Genomic DNA, 15060 nt, shown 5'->3' with positions numbered 1-15060 from the left:
CGGTCACTCTAAGTATTTGACGTTATTTGGGCAAAGTTCCACTCTTATCCCAACCTGCCGAGCCTTGCTGGACCTAGGACGTGCGCCATGAAGGTGAAAAGACCCCAGATCGCCGCGACGGCGATGCTCACCGCCGGACTGCTCGTGAGCGCCTGCACCGCCGGGGCGGGCACCGCGGGGAACGCCGCCGGGCAAGTCCTCAACGTGGCCACGACCGCGAGCGTGACCACCTGGGACCCGATCAAGTCGTTCTCCACCGAGGTCTACTACCTCGCGAACGTGTACGAGCCGCTGCTGTGGACGAATCCGCCGGGCGCCTCCGAGAAGTTCCGGCCCGGTCTCGCCGAGACGTGGGAGTCCTCGGCGGATGCGAAGACCTGGACCTTCCACCTGCGGAAGGGCGTCACGTTCCACGACGGCGAGGTCATGAACGCCGCCGCCGTGAAGGCGTCCATCGAGGCCGCGGCCGAGGACGGCGGCGCCTCCTTCATCTGGGCACCGCTGAAGGACGTGGCGACTCCCGACGAGTCCACGGTGGTGCTGCACCTGAAGTACGCGGCGCCGATGGACCTGATCGCCTCGTCGATGTACGGGGCCTGGATCGTGAGCCCGAAGGCGCTGAGCGCCGGCAAGGGCTACTTCGACAAGGCGGTCGACGCCGGCACGGGGCCTTACCAGCTCTCGGAGTACAAGCCGAACCAGAAGGTCGTGCTGCGCCGCTACGACGAGTACTGGGGTGGATGGTCGGGCTCGCACTACCGGACCATCGTCGCGCAGATCACCGCTGAGGCGGTCGTGCAGCAGCAGAAGCTGCAGTCGGGGCAGGTCGACCTCGCGTCGTCCCTGCCGCTGGAGAACATCGGGCAGTTCGCCAAGGACAAGCGGTACAAGGTGACCGAGTGCCCGACCCTGCAGAGCTACCTGGCCTTCTTCAACACCACGAGGCCGCCGCTCGACGACCCGGAGGTCCGTCGCGCCCTGTCCTACGCGATCCCGTACGACGACGTCCTCAAGGTCGGTGCGGAAGGACACGGGACACTCGCCCGCGGCCCGGTGCCCGCCGGGGTGTTCCCCCACGATGAGGGTCTCACCCGCTACGAGTACGACCTGGCGAAGGCCAGGAAGCTGCTCGCCGACGCGGGGAAGGGCGACGGCTTCAAGCTCACGCTCAGCTATGCCGCGGAGAACCCGCAGGAGGCCAAGTTCGCGCCACTGATCAAGGACTCGTTCGCCAAGATCGGCGTGGACGTCACGCTGCAGTCGATCCTGTTCAACCAGCAGTGGGAGAAGGCCAAGGCCGATCCCCGCAAGGCGCAGGACATCTTCCTGCTGCTGTACTGGCCGACGTACTCCGACGCGGGCTCGGACAACCTGGTGTCGCTGTTCCGCAGCAGCCCCAAGCCGTCCTTCAACCTCAGCTACTGGAAGAACGCCGAGTACGACGAGCTCGTCGACAAGGCGGGGACCCTCACCGCCACCGACCCGGACGAGGCCGCCCGCATCTACGGCCAGGCGCAGCGGCTGCTGCTCGACGAGGCCCCCGGCGCGTTCCTCTACGACGTGCGGACCCCGGTCGTGACGGACAAGGCGGTCCGCGGGTTCGCGTGCAACGCCAACTACTCGTTCAGCACCCCGTTCTACCGGCTGGGACCGGACGCCGCATGATAGGCCGCTTTCTGCTCCGCCGGCTGCGCGGTTCGCTCCTCGTCCTGTTCGGGGTCAGCGCGATCACGTTCGTGCTGGCCCGCGTGGTCCCCTCGAATCCGGCGCTCGCCTACCTGGGGGCCAAGGCCACGCCGGAGCAGGCGGAGCAGGTCCGTCACACCCTCGGCCTCGACCGGCCGCTGCCCGTGCAGTACGCCAAGTACCTCGGAGGGGTGTTCCGCGGCGACTGGGGAACCTCGATCGGCACCAAGCGCCCGGTGCTGGACGAGATCACCGGCCGGCTGCCCAGCACGCTGGAGCTCGTCGGTTCCGCCATGGCCATCGCGCTGGTCAGCGGCGTGGTCCTCGGCGTCGCCGCGGCGTACCGGCCGGGCCGGCTCGCCGACCACGCGATCCGGGTCACCTCGATCGCCGGCGTCTCACTGCCGGCCTTCTGGCTCGGCCTGCTGCTCCAGTTGTTCGCCTTCGGCTGGCTGAACGTGCTCCCGCCGACGGGGGAGACCAGCAGTGACCTCCCGTACGTGTCCCCCATCAGGCACATCACCGGGATGAATCTGCTCGACAGCCTGCTCACCGCCAACTGGACGGCGCTGTCGGACGTCGCCGCGCACCTCGTCCTGCCGGCGGTCACCCTCGCGGCGTACCCGATGGGGGCGATCGCCAGGATGACGCGGGCGACCATGCTGGAGACCCTCGCCCAGGACCACATCCGGGTGGCGCGGGCCTACGGGGTGCCCGAACGCACGGTCCGCTGGCGGATCGCGCTGCGGAACGCCCTGCCGCCCACCGCCACCGTGGTCGGCCTCACCGCGGCGTACGGGCTGACCGGCGCGTTCTTCGTCGAGGTGGTGTTCGACCGGCCGGGGCTCGGCCGGTACGCCGCCAGCTCGCTGCTCAGCCTGGACTATCCGGCGATCATGGGGATCACCTTGCTCGGCGCCGTCGCGTACGTCCTGGTCAACCTGGTCGTCGACCTGACCCAGGCGCGGCTCGACCCCAGGGTGAGGCTGACGTGACCGCGCTCGTCCGCGACCGGCTGGCCCTGTTCGGCCTCGTCGTCATCGCCCTCCTCGTCCTCGCGGCGCTGCTGGCCCCCTGGCTTGCCCCGTATCCGGCGCAGGGCGCGGGCGCGGCGGACGTGGCCGCGCGCAACCTCGCGCCCAGCGGCGCGCACCCGCTCGGCACCGACGGCCTTGGCCGGGACGTGCTGAGCCGGATCGTGTACGGGGCGCGGCCCGCGCTGTACGTGCCGCTCCTCGTCGTCGGCCTCGCGGTGCTCATCGGGGTGCCGCTGGGCCTGGTCGCGGGATACCGCGGCGGGCGGACCGGCGAAGTGATCATGCGGGTCTGCGACATGTTCCTCGCGTTCCCGCCGCTGCTGCTGGCGATGGCGATCGTCGCGCTGCTCGGGCCCAGCCTCGCGAACGCCTGCCTGGCGCTGGCCGTGTCGTGGTGGCCGTGGTACACGCGGCTCGTCCAGGGCCTCGCGGCCTCGCTCCGGGAACGGCCCTTCGTCGAGGGCGCACGCGCGCTCGGGCTGCCCGACTGGGTGATCATGGGCAGGCACATCCTGCCGAACGCCGCCTCGCCCATCCTGGTGCAGGCGACGGTGGACATCGGCACCGTCGTCCTGGCCGCCGCGTCGCTCGCCTTCCTCGGCCTCGGCACCCAGCCGCCGGCGGCCGACTGGGGCTTGATGATCTCCGATGGGCGCGTCGACATCTTCGCCCACTGGTGGATCTCGGCGTTCCCCGGGCTCGCAATCTTCCTTACGGTGCTCGCCTGCAACCTCGTCGGCGACGCGCTCAGAGACATCTTCGATCCCCGAAGCGCCGCCACGGCGAAGCGCGCGGCGCGCCGTTCCCGCGAACCCGTGGCCAAGCCGGCCAAGTCGGCCAAGCCGGCCGATGCGCTGGCCGATGCGCCGATCGATGCGCCGGTCGAGATCACGGCCAAGAGAACGCGGGACGCGCCGCTGCTGGAGATCGAGAACCTGCGGGTCGCGATCGGCGACGCCGTCCGGGTCCGCGAGGTGAACCTCACGGTCCGCCCCGGCGAGATCGTCGGGATCGTCGGTGAGAGCGGCTGCGGGAAGACCCTCACCGCCCTGTCGGTGATCGGCATGCTGCCGCCCGGAGCCACCGCCGCCGGCTCGATCCGGCTGCACGGCCGCACGCTGCTCGGCGGCGACCTCCGGCGGGTCCGCGGCCGCGAGATCGCCATGATCTTCCAGAGTCCGGCGACGTCGTTCGACCCGGTCACCACGATCGGACGGCAGCTGCGCAGGGTGATCCGGCTACGGCACGGTCTCTCCCGCGCGGCGGCGCTCGAACTGGCGGACGACACGCTCAAGGCGGTCGGCCTCGACGCCGCCCGCGTGCTCGGCGCGTACCCGCACGAGCTGTCCGGCGGCATGCTGCAGCGCGCCATGATCGCGATGGCGCTCGCCTGCCGCCCGGACCTGGTGATCGCCGACGAGCCGACGGTCGCGCTCGACGTCACCGTCGCCAAGGAGATCCGCTCGCTGCTGCGGAGCCTCCAGGCCGAGTACGGCTTCGGCGTCCTGTACATCACGCACAACCTCGGTGAGGTGCGGGAGCTGTGCGACCGGGTCCACGTCCTCTACGCCGGCGAGGTCGTCGAGACGGGACCGGTCCCCGAGGTGCTCGACCGCCCGGCGCACCCCTACACCAAGGCGCTGCTCGCCGCGCTGCCGGACGCCGCCCGCGCCGGCGACCGTCTCGCGGCCATCCCCGGCGCGGTGCCCGCCCGTCCCGACACCGTCGAGGGCTGCGTGTTCGCCGACCGCTGCGACCACGCGATGGAGGCCTGCCGCACCGCCCCGGTGCTGCGGGCCGATCCGGACGCGGCCGGAGAGGACAGGGCCAGCGCCTGCCACCTGAAGGGAGTGCCCGCGTGACACCCGACGGAAGCCCGCAACCGGCGTTGGACGTACGGAAACTGGTCAAGAAGTACGGCGCCCACACCGCCGTCGCCGGCGCCGACCTGCGGATCGCCCCGGGCGAGATCCACGCGCTCGTCGGCGAGTCGGGTTCCGGCAAGACGACGCTGGCCCGCTGCGTCCTCGGGCTGATCCCACCCACCGCCGGAGAGATCAGCGTCGCCGGGCGGGCGCTCGCCGGACTCTCCCGCGCGGAGATGCGGAGCCTGCGCCGCCGGGTGCAGATCGTCTTCCAGAACCCGTACGCCGCGCTCAACCCGAGGATGACCGTCCGGCGGCTCGTCGCCGAGCCGCTCCGCGTCGCGGGCCGCCGGGAGAGCGAGGTCACCGCCGAGCTCGAACGGGTCGGACTGCCCGGCGACCTGCTCGACAGGTATCCGCACGAACTCTCCGGCGGCCAGTGCCAGCGCGTGGCGATCGCGCGGGCGCTGGCGGTGGGGCCCGCGCTGCTCGTCCTCGACGAACCGACGTCGGCGCTCGACGTCTCCGTCCAGGCCCAGATCCTCAACCTGCTCCTCGACCTGCGGGAGGCCGCCGACCTGGCATACCTGTTCATATCGCACGACCTCGGCGTGGTCAGGCATCTGGCCGACCGGGTCAGCGTCATGTACTGCGGCGAGATCGTGGAGACCGGGCCGGCACGGGATGTGCTGGAAACACCGGAGCACCCGTACACGCGTCGTCTTCTCGACTCCGTGCCCGGCCGCGGCCGCGCGTCCGTCCTCGACCATCCCCAAGGAGCCCGTTCGTGAGCCGTATCCTCGGCGTCGCCGCCATGCAGGTCGCCCCCGTCGCCACCGACCCGGAGGCGACCTTCGCGAAGTTCGCCCGCGAGGTGAGATCACTCGCCGCGGTGTCCCCGGCCATGGACCTCCTGGTGTTCCCGGAGCTCTACCTGACCGGGCTCGGCAGCTTCGAGACCCCGTACCGTCCCGGTTACCTGGAACGGGTGGCGGAGACGATCCCCGGTCCGCTCACCGACGCCGTCTGCGAACTCGCCGTCGAGACGGGGAAGTGGATCGTGCCGGGGACGCTCTCCGAGCGCAACGGCGGCGACCTGCACAACACGGCGATCGCCGTGTCCCCGTCCGGGGAGATCGTCGCCACCTACCGCAAGCTGTTCCCCTGGATGCCCTACGAGACGTCCAAGCCGGGGGACCGGCACGTCACCTTCGACATCCCCGGGGTCGGCCGCTTCGGCCTGGCCATCTGCTACGACGGCTGGGTCCCGGAGATCGCCCGGACGCTCGCGTGGATGGGCGCCGAGGTCATGCTGCAGCCCACCTTCACCCGCACCGCCGACCGCCCGCAGGAACTCGTGCTGGCGCAGGCGAACGCCATCACGAACCAGATGTACGTCGTCAACCCCAACATCGGCAGGCTGTTCGGCACGGGCCGCAGCATCGCCGTCGACCCGGAGGGCAGGGTGCTCGCCCAGGCCGGCGACGGGGAGGAGTTCCTCACCTTCCTCATCGACCTCGATCTGGTGAGCGCGGTCAGGGAGCACGGCACCGCCGGGCTCAACGCCATCTGGAAGCAGCTGCGCGACGCGCCCCCGCCGTTCCCGCCGAGCGCCGACGGCTACGCCGCCGGCGAGGTGATGCGCGAACTCGGCCCCCTGGTACCCGGCGACGGCGGGGACCCGATCATGTCCTGACCGTCCCGCTCCCGGACCTTCCCACCCCAGCCAACTCCCTGAACTCCCCACCCCAACCCGCTTCGACGGACAGTTCCGCAGGGCCCGACCGGGCCTTGCGGTCCCCTCTCCCCCGGAGGTGTCGTCATGTCCCCCGTTCGACGCGTTCTCGCGGCGGCCCTGGTGCTCTGCGCCGCGCTCGCCATCGGGCAGTCCCCAGGCGGCCTGCTCGACAGTGCCGCCGCCGCCACGGTGACCCCGGTCCCCGGAGATCCCCTCACCGGCAGCGGAGCGGTCAACCGTTCGCTGCTCACCTACGCCCAGCTCATGTCCGGCACGAGCACCGCACCGGTCAGCGACGGCGCGTTCGCGCTGCCCGCGCAGGCCGCGCCGCCCACCCACACCTTCGAGGGCACGCTGACGCTGAGCGGCGAGGCCACCGGGGGCGGCTTCGACGAACTCCGCGACGACTTCTCCTACACGCCGGCCGTCGCCGACTCGCCCTGGAAGCACCTGCCCGAGATCGACCTGCAGTTCGTCCAGAACGGAAGCCACCTCATCCCCGCGCGGCCCGGGCTCCTCTACACCGGCGCCACCACGTGGAACCTGGTCGCGGGCAACGGGCGGGTGTGGAACGAGAACACCGACAACGGCTACACCAGGGCGGCCTTCCCCCTCGCCCTCGTCGAACGCAACGCCAACTGCGTGCACAACGGCGTGCTGACGTTCCTGTTCACCGACACGGCGATCTCCCAGGTGCGGTACCAGGTGACGCAGGAGACCTGCATGTACTTCAAGTTCGACATGTGGGGGCAGCTCGCCGCCACGTACACGCCTGCGGCGGTCCCCGGCGCCGAAGCGCTGAAGAACGGCTACGCGGCCGAGGTCGCCGGGCGCCTGCCCACCAAGCCGATCTCGGCGCTCGCCACCGACTACCCGGGCGTCGACGTCACCAAGTACGGCAACGGGGTCACGCCGGCCGACATGACGGCCTACGGGTTGTTCATCAACGGCACCAACTACGTCTCCGGCTGCACCACCCGCTTCGGCTCGTACGCCTTCTGCGAGCACATGCTGATGCCCTCGTACTCGACCGCCAAGTCGGCCTTCGCCTCGCTGGCGTTGATGCGGCTCGGCCAGACCCACGGCGCCGGCATCTACAACGAGCGGATCAGGGACTACGTGCCGGAGACGGCGTCCGCCTACGGCGACTGGTCGACCGTCACCTTCGACGACACCATCGACATGGCGACCGGCAACTACCGCTGGGCGGGTTACGAGGTCGACGAGGGCGGCAGGACGATGTCGAACTTCTTCACGGCCGAGCCGTACGCGACCAAGATGTCCACGGCGCTCTCATTCCCCGCCAAGACCGCGCCCGGTTCGCTGTGGGTCTATCACAGCTCCGACACCTTCGTGCTGACCCGCGCCCTGGGCAACTACCTCAAGGCCAAGACCGGGGCCGCGGACCTCTACACCACGATGCGCGACGAGGTCTACGAGCCGATCGGGCTGAGCGCCGGCACGCTCAGCACCGAGCGAACCGACAACAGCCCCACGGGCGTCCCGTTCGGCGGGTACGGCCTGTTCTGGACCCGCGACGACATCGCCAAGGTCACCAAGCTGCTCAACGCCGACGGCGGCAGGTCCGGCACGACCCAGCTGCTCAACGCCTCAATGCTCGCCGACTCCATGCAGAAGGACGCGGGGGACCGCGGTCTCAACACGACCGGGAGTCCGTCGTTCAAGTACAACAACGGCTTCTGGGCCAAGCAGTTCACCTCCGCCGACGACCCCGCCTACACCTGCTCCTTCTACGTGCCGTTCATGTCCGGCTACGGCGGTATCACCGTGGCGATGATGCCGAACGGCGGCGCCTACTACTACTTCAGCGACAACAACGAGTTCTCGTGGGCGGCCGCCGTCAACGAGTCCGACAAGATCCGATCCCAGTGCAACCCGTGACCGGCCTGCTCTCGTCCGATCGGTTGGACGCGTGGCGTCGAGCCACAGGTCGTACTCTGGTCCGCGATGGATACACGAGGGGTGGAGGGCGCATATCAGGGTGCGCTCCGGGCGTTCCAGAACCCGATGCTCGATCTGCTCCACCGGACCTATGCGCCGTTCGTGGTGACGGTGCTGGCGATGATGTTCACGCCGGAGCGGCCGGCGGTGGCGGTGGCGGACGCCCACGCGGAGATCGCCGACGCCCTCGGCCGGTTGCGGGCCGCAGGCTACGGGGACGAGGGCGACCAGCCCTTGCCCGCGGGGAATGCCCGCGACCTGTGCCGGCAGTGGGTGCACGCGGGCTGGCTGGTCCGGCAGGTCTCCGACGACGTCGAGGTGTACCGGCTGTCCGCACACGGTGTCGGCGCGCTCGAGGTGGCCGGCCGGGTCGGCGGCGCGCGGACCCGGGTGTCGGAGTCCCGGGTCCGGACGCTGCTGGAGGCGGTCGAGCGGCTCGCGCAGGACGCCGACCCGGACGTGATGGCCCGGATGGCGCGCCTCCAGACGGAGATCGATCAGCGCCGGCGTGAACTCGACCGCCTCGAACGGGGCGGCGCCGTCGACACCGTCGACGACGACCAGTTGCTCGAGGCGGCCGAGAACGTGCTGCATCTGGCGCGGGAGCTGCCCGCCGACTTCGCCCGCGTCGCCGAGTCGATCAAGGCCATGCAGCGGGACGTCGTCGCCGACCTGCGGCAGGACGTGCGGCCGACCGGGGAGGTGCTGCGGGAGTACCTGGAGCGCGGCCGGCAGATCATGGACGCGACGCCGGAGGGCCGCGCGTTCGCCGGGGCGCTGCGCCTGATCGGCGACCCGGCACAGATCGACGACCTGTGGAACTTGCTGCGCACCGTGCTGCGGCACGGGTTCACCGACCTGATGCCGGAGCCGCAGCGGCGGGAACTCGCCGAGGTCGCACGCCGGATCGAGCAGGGCGTCAAGGAGGTGCTGGCCGCGCAGCGGCAGGCGTCGCACGTCATCACCACCCAGGTGCGCAACCACGACCCGATGCGCGACCGCCAGGTGGACGAGCTGCTGCGGGACGTGATGGCCGGATTCCACACCTGGGTGCCCCGGTCGCGCCGCGGCACGGCCGTCGTCCCGCTGCGCCGCCTGCCGGTGGCCGACGTCGGGCCGCTGCGTCAGACCATGAGCGACCCGCGGCCGCCCCAGCCGCCCACGCCGCTGCGGGAATGGGACGAGGCCGAGGACGTGCCGGCCGGGGACACCCGGGCCTGGGGTGGTCCGCAGTACGCCGAGCTGCGCGCGCATCTGGCGGCGTTCGCGGGCGACGCGGACGGTGTCGACGTCGCGGCCGCGTTCCGCGCGGCGGCCGAGCAGATACGGCGGCCGGTGGATCTGCTCGGTCTGCTGGAGATCGCGCACGACTTCGGAATGACCGACACGGCCGAGGTCGCGGTGGTCGACGCGGTCCGGCCGGACCGGACTCGGCGGCGGCTCGCGTTCGGCGGCGTGCTGGCGGGCAACCCGGCGACGCCCCGCCCCGCGGACGAAGGACCGGAAAACGACGATGAGTGAACCGGACGGCGCGGACGACGGCCGGCCGACCGGCGCGGGGGCGGGCTTCATCGAGCCGGTCCCGATGGAGGACGACCCGGCCGAACTGTTCGCCGGCGACGCGGGCTCGCTGGACGTGGACGTGCGGCGGGTGCTGGTCCGGCTGCTGCAACGCAGGTTCCTGCTGGCCGAGAAGAACCCGGCGCAGTGGCGCACGCTGCTGGAGAACCAGCAGATCATCGAGTCGCGGCTGCACGACCTGTTCGTCCGGCTCGTGGTCGATCACGATCGGGGCATCGCCTACAAACAGCAGGTGCGCTCGGCGGAGCTGGACGTCCCGATCCTGCTGAGGGACGACCCCTACAACCGGGCCGAGACCCTGGTACTGGTCCACCTGCGGACCGTTTTCCAGCGGGAACGCGGCACCGGCGAGACGTCCGCGCGGGTCGACATCGAAGAGCTGGAACAGACCGTCCTGACCTATTTCGATCCGGCCGACCACAACCTCGCCCGCGGCCAGCGCGAGATCCGCAACGCGGTGGAGCGGCTGGTCAAGGAAGGGCTGCTCGCGGAGGAGTCCGCGGGCCGGTACCGCATCACGCCGCTGGTCGAGGTCGTGCTGAGCACCGAGAAGCTCACCGAACTGAGCCGGTGGCTACGGGAGCAGAACGAGGCCGCGCCATGAGCATGATCGACACGCTGTTCGGGCTGATCCCGGCGGCATCGCGGGGGCAGCAGTGGGTGGCGCGGGACCTGCAGCTGGTCAACTGGGGCGGGTACGACGGGTATCACCGCGTCCGGTTCGCCCCCGGCGCGACCCTGTTCAGCGGCGGTTCCGGGTCGGGCAAGTCGACGCTGATGGACTCCTACATCGCGCTGCTGATGCCGCACACCACGCCGTTCAACGGGGCGTCCAACGGCGGGGTGGTCGGCCGGCCCCGCGGCAAGGACCAGCGCAACATCCTCTCCTACACGCGCGGGAAGCTGGACGAGTCACGGGCGGACGGTGAGACGAGGTCGCGGGTGCTGCGCGGGGACGCCCGTGACACCTGGTCGGCGATCGCGATGACCTGGGCCGACCCGAGCGGCGCGGTGTTCACGGCGCTCCGGGCCTGGTACGTGCCCTCGTCCGCGCGCACCCTCGACGACGTCGTCGTGGTCCGCGCCGCCCGGGACGACGCCTACGACCTGCGCGAACTGGACGGCCCGGCGGGCAGCAGGCTCGCCCGCGCCGCGGTCACCGCGACGGGCCTGACCTGCTTCGACACCGACCGGGACTTCACCGCCCGGCTGCACACCACGCTGGGCATCGGCGCCGCCGGCGACGGGCACAAGGCCGTCGGGCTGCTCGGCAGGATCCAGGCCGGCCAGCAGATCACCACCGTCGACGCGCTGTACAAGACGATGGTCTTGGAGGAGCCGTCCACCCTGGCCACGGCGGACGAGGTGGTGCAGCAGTTCGACGAGCTGTCCGGCACCCGGGACCGGATGATCAGCGCCCGCCGGCAGGTACGGGCGCTGACCCCGATCCGCGATCACCGGAGGGCCATCGACGGCGCGGTGGCGCGGCTGCGGGTGATCGAGGCCGTCGGATCGTTCACGGACCCGGCGTCCCCCGCGGCGCTGTGGCGGCACGAACGCCGGCTGGACCTGCTGCGCGTCGCCGAGCAGGATCTGACCGAACGACGCCGGCGGGCCGAGCAGCAGGTGGCGGAGACGGCCGCGGCGATCGGCGTGGCGGAGTCCCGGCGGGAGGCGCTGCTCGAAACCCTGCGCGCGTCCGGCGGCGACCGGCTGGAGACCGCGCTCCGGGAGATCCGCAACGTGGAGCGGCGGCTGGCCGACGTCGAACGCGGACGGGTTCGGCTGGACCGGGCCCTGGGCGCCATCGGCGCCACCGTGTCGACCGGCGAGGACTTCGCCGCGCTGGTCGAGGCGGCGCACCGGGCGCTGGCGGACAGCCAGGCGAGGAAGACCGCCCAGAACGAGTTCGCGAAGGCGGCGGGGGAGGCCGCGGCCGCCGAACGCGAACTGGCCGGGCTGCGCGACGAGCGCGCGGCGGCCAAAGCCCGCCGCGGAAACATTCCCGCCGATCTGCACACCGCCCGCGACCGGCTGGCCGGCGCCGCCGGGCTCACCCCGGACGACCTGCCGTTCGTCGGTGAGCTGATCGAGGTGCGCACGGAGTTCGAACCGTGGCGGGAGGCGTTCAACCTGGCGCTCGGCGGGTTCGCCACCCGGATGCTGATCGACGTCGGCCGGCTGAACGCGTTCCGCGAGGCGATCAACGCGGTGAAGCTCCCCCGGCGCATCCAGTTCGAAGGCGTCCGCACCGGCATGCACGACGAGATCGGACTGAACGACAAGAAGCTCCCCGGCCGGCTCGACTACCGGCCGTCACCGTTCACCGCCTGGCTCAAGAGCGAACTCGTCCGCGGTTTCGACTTCGTCTGCGTCGAGACGCCCAAGCTGCTGATGCAGCACTCGAAGGCGCTCACGATCACCGGCCAGATGTCGCAGGGCAGCCGGGGCGCGCACGGCGGCCACGGCCGGGCCAACCTGCTGGGGTTCAGCAACACCAGGCTGCTCGCCGACCTCGACACCCGGATCGGGCACGCCCGGGAGCGCTACGACGACGCCGTCGCGCGGGAGGCGGAGGCGGAGCGGACCCTCAACTCGTTCGAGGAGCGGCGCACCGCCTACCAGGCGGTGACCGAACTGTCCTGGGAGCAGGTGGACGTCGAGTCGGTCGCCGCCGAACGGAAGCGCTGGACGGAGGTCATCACCGAGGTCCGCGAGGGCAACCCGGAGATCGACCGGCTGCAGCGGGAGGCGGATGACCTCAAGCAGGAGGTCAAGGACCTGACCGAGCGCGTCGGCGGGCAGAAGCGGGAGCTGGACGGGCTCGAGAAGGACTGGGAATCGATCGTCGACGAGGTGGACGGCGCCCAGCGGGCACTCGACACCGCCGCGGCGACCGGCACCGAGGTGAGCGCGGAGCACCGCGAGTACCTCGCGGGGCTGTTCGACGCCGCGCCCGACGGCGCCGACCCGGCGGCCGCGCTGAAGGAGTTCGACGCCGCGCACCGTCGCGGCTTCGAACGGATGCGCGCCGACCGCACGTCGTCGGAGGAGGAGATCGGCCGGTCGCGCAAGGCGCTGCAGGACACGTTCTCGACGTTCGTCGAGCGCTGGCCGAACCCGAACCTCGGCACCGACCCGGACGCCTCCTACCGCGACTTCGACCGCCTGCTCACCGATCTGGAGACCAGCGGTCTGCACGAACTGGAGACCGAGTGGCGCGACAGCCTGCTCAAACTCTCCGGCAACGACCTGACCAGCCTGGACAGCGAGCTCGCCGCCGCGGTCCGGGAGATCCGCGACCGGATCGACCCGGTCAACCGCATCCTCGCCGAACTGCCGTTCGCCGACGACCGCCACCGGCTGCGCATCGACCCGCAGGAGAGCCACTCCGCGGTGCGCGCCCGGTTCCGCAAGGAACTGCGCGACGTGCGCGCCGTCATCGACAAGGCGGTCACGGACGCCGACCGGGAACGCGCCTACCACCGCATGGCCAGGGTGATCGACCACATCCGCCGCACCGCGCCGGACTTCGCCGACCTGATCGACGTGCGCAACCACGTCCGGATCAGCGCGGAGAAATGCGACCTCGCCGGCGAGCACGTCGCCGTCTACGACCACATCGGGGAGAAGTCCGGCGGCGAGTCCCAGGAACTCGTCGCGTTCATCGTCGGCGCCGCGCTGCGCTACCAGCTGGGCGACGCGGGCGCCGAACGGCCGCGCTACGCCCCCGTCTTCCTCGACGAGGCGCTGATCAAGGCGGACGCGCACTTCACCGGCCGAGCCATCGGCGCTTGGCGCGGGCTGGGCTTCCAACTCGTCATCAGCGCCCCCAATGACAAGCACAGCGCGATCGAACCCCACGTGGACGCCGAATACGTGATCCTCAAGAGCACCGAGGGGCGGTCATGGGCGAAACCCATCGTGGCGGTTCCCGACGCATGAATCCCCGACTGATCACCCCGGCCGACGCGGTCGAGTCGCTCCGCCGCAAGGTCCACCGGAAGTGGGCGCCAGTCGTGTGCGCCGACCTCGGGGTCGGAGACCCGGTCATGTTCTCCGTCCCGCTCCGCCCAGGCGTGTCGACCGGCAGCGCGGTGGCGCGGATCGGGCACGCCGCCTGGCACGAGTGGCACATGCGCTGGCGCGAGTTCGCCGACCGGAACCCCGCGGGCGTGCTGATCGTCCGCAAGCCGGTGTCCGTCCAAGGCGTGACGGACGACTATCCCATCACGCTCGTCGCGGCCCTGGACGCCGCCGTCGCCCTGATCACCGAAACCGGGCCGCCCACCGTGGACGTCGGCCGCGCCCGTGCGCTCGCGTCGTCGCTGCGGTCCGCCGGCGCCGTCCTCACCCCGGCCACCGTCCGGGCCGCCTACCAGCTCGGAGCCGATGACACCGAGGTGCTGCTCAACGCGGTGGCCTGGCTGCGCCGGAACCCGGACGCGGGCGCATGGACCGCACGCCAACTCCCGGTCCCCGGCATGCACACCAAGTGGCTCGACACCCATGGCGCGCTGCTGCGCGACGCCGCCGGACGCGACGTCCGGGACGAGGTCCGGTCCCGGCCGGCCGTGCTGCACCTGACCTACGTCGACCCCGGACACGCCGCGTCGGGCCGCCGCAGACATGACGCATGGACCACCGGCGACACGCACGACATCGCCTACCGGCCACGGATCGTCCTCGTCGTCGAGAACCGCGACTCCCGGCTCTGGTTCCCCCCAGTGGGGGACACGGTCGTGGTCGAGGGCGGCGGCAAGGCGGCCGCGGCCCTGCTCGCGAACGTGCCCTGGATCCGAGCCGCGGACCACGTCGTCTACTGGGGCGACATCGACGCGGACGGATACGCGATCCTCGACCGGTTCCGCGCCGCGCTGGCCGAGCCGGCACCGGACGGCGCGCCGCCGAAACCGGTCACCTCGATCCTGATGGACGCCGCCGACCTGCACCGCTATGCCCGGCACGGGGTGAACCACGACAAGTCCGGTCGCCCCATCAAGCCGTCCGCGGCGGTCCTGCCGCACCTCACCGAAGCCGAGACGACCGCCTACGACACCATCGCGACCGCAGGCCCGACCCCGTTCCGCCGGATCGAACAGGAAGCGATTCCCCTCACCCACGCCGCAACTCGATTGCTGGACGTCCCCGCGAAATCTCATTCATCACCGGCGTAAGGACAGGCGGCCGG

General features: G+C 71.3%; 10 protein-coding genes. All 10 read left to right on the top strand.

The genetic code is table 11. The annotated features are described in order from the left end of the window. The first annotated feature begins 87 nt into the window (after window positions 1-87). The 10 genes from AB0C35_RS34435 (at window position 88) to AB0C35_RS34390 (ending at window position 15046) form a co-directional block, all read left to right on the top strand. Entirely contained in the window at window positions 88-1665 is a 1578-nt protein-coding gene (locus tag AB0C35_RS34435; protein WP_358465470.1) for an ABC transporter substrate-binding protein, read from the top strand. Further along, the gene (locus AB0C35_RS34430) at window positions 1662-2681 is read left to right on the top strand and encodes an ABC transporter permease (RefSeq protein WP_358465467.1); all 1020 of its coding nucleotides are present in this window, start codon (window positions 1662-1664) and stop codon (window positions 2679-2681) included. Before AB0C35_RS34435 ends, AB0C35_RS34430 begins: the two co-directional genes overlap by 4 nt. Next, entirely contained in the window at window positions 2678-4585 is a 1908-nt protein-coding gene (locus tag AB0C35_RS34425; RefSeq protein ID WP_358465464.1) for a dipeptide/oligopeptide/nickel ABC transporter permease/ATP-binding protein, read from the top strand. Before AB0C35_RS34430 ends, AB0C35_RS34425 begins: the two co-directional genes overlap by 4 nt. Continuing rightward, on the top strand, window positions 4582-5379 hold the full coding sequence (locus tag AB0C35_RS34420; RefSeq protein WP_358465461.1) for an ATP-binding cassette domain-containing protein: 798 nt from the start codon (window positions 4582-4584) through the stop codon (window positions 5377-5379). The genes AB0C35_RS34425 and AB0C35_RS34420 overlap by 4 nt, the downstream gene beginning before the upstream one ends. Next, window positions 5376-6284 (top strand): carbon-nitrogen hydrolase family protein, encoded by a 909-nt coding sequence (locus AB0C35_RS34415; RefSeq protein ID WP_358465458.1) that lies wholly within the window; start codon window positions 5376-5378, stop codon window positions 6282-6284. The genes AB0C35_RS34420 and AB0C35_RS34415 overlap by 4 nt, the downstream gene beginning before the upstream one ends. 126 nt (window positions 6285-6410) lie before the next feature. Next, complete coding sequence (locus AB0C35_RS34410; protein WP_358465455.1) at window positions 6411-8228, top strand: hypothetical protein; 1818 nt, start codon at window positions 6411-6413, stop codon at window positions 8226-8228. A 66-nt stretch (window positions 8229-8294) separates the two neighbouring features. Beyond that, window positions 8295-9809 (top strand): DUF3375 domain-containing protein, encoded by a 1515-nt coding sequence (locus tag AB0C35_RS34405; RefSeq protein ID WP_358465452.1) that lies wholly within the window; start codon window positions 8295-8297, stop codon window positions 9807-9809. Further along, complete coding sequence (locus AB0C35_RS34400) at window positions 9802-10473, top strand: DUF4194 domain-containing protein (RefSeq protein ID WP_358465449.1); 672 nt, start codon at window positions 9802-9804, stop codon at window positions 10471-10473. The genes AB0C35_RS34405 and AB0C35_RS34400 overlap by 8 nt, the downstream gene beginning before the upstream one ends. Further along, entirely contained in the window at window positions 10470-13814 is a 3345-nt protein-coding gene (locus AB0C35_RS34395) for an SbcC/MukB-like Walker B domain-containing protein (RefSeq protein WP_358465446.1), read from the top strand. The genes AB0C35_RS34400 and AB0C35_RS34395 overlap by 4 nt, the downstream gene beginning before the upstream one ends. Next, on the top strand, window positions 13811-15046 hold the full coding sequence (locus AB0C35_RS34390) for a Wadjet anti-phage system protein JetD domain-containing protein (RefSeq protein WP_358465443.1): 1236 nt from the start codon (window positions 13811-13813) through the stop codon (window positions 15044-15046). The genes AB0C35_RS34395 and AB0C35_RS34390 overlap by 4 nt, the downstream gene beginning before the upstream one ends. The last annotated feature ends 14 nt before the right edge of the window (window positions 15047-15060 follow it).

Source organism: Spirillospora sp. NPDC048819 (assembly GCF_040650055.1).
Classification (GTDB): domain Bacteria; phylum Actinomycetota; class Actinomycetes; order Streptosporangiales; family Streptosporangiaceae; genus Spirillospora.
This window is presented reverse-complemented; position numbering and strand designations above follow the sequence as displayed.

Excerpts from the sequence above, each read along its gene's own strand:
- AB0C35_RS34435 (WP_358465470.1), top strand. The coding sequence starts at position 88 with ATGAAGGTGAAAAGACCCCAGATCGCCGCGACGGCGATGCTCACCGCC.
- AB0C35_RS34430 (WP_358465467.1), top strand. The coding sequence starts at position 1,662 with ATGATAGGCCGCTTTCTGCTCCGCCGGCTGCGCGGTTCGCTCCTCGTC.
- AB0C35_RS34410 (WP_358465455.1), top strand. The coding sequence starts at position 6,411 with ATGTCCCCCGTTCGACGCGTTCTCGCGGCGGCCCTGGTGCTCTGCGCC.
- AB0C35_RS34405 (WP_358465452.1), top strand. The coding sequence starts at position 8,295 with ATGGATACACGAGGGGTGGAGGGCGCATATCAGGGTGCGCTCCGGGCG.
- AB0C35_RS34400 (WP_358465449.1), top strand. The coding sequence starts at position 9,802 with ATGAGTGAACCGGACGGCGCGGACGACGGCCGGCCGACCGGCGCGGGG.
- AB0C35_RS34395 (WP_358465446.1), top strand. The coding sequence starts at position 10,470 with ATGAGCATGATCGACACGCTGTTCGGGCTGATCCCGGCGGCATCGCGG.
- AB0C35_RS34390 (WP_358465443.1), top strand. The coding sequence starts at position 13,811 with ATGAATCCCCGACTGATCACCCCGGCCGACGCGGTCGAGTCGCTCCGC.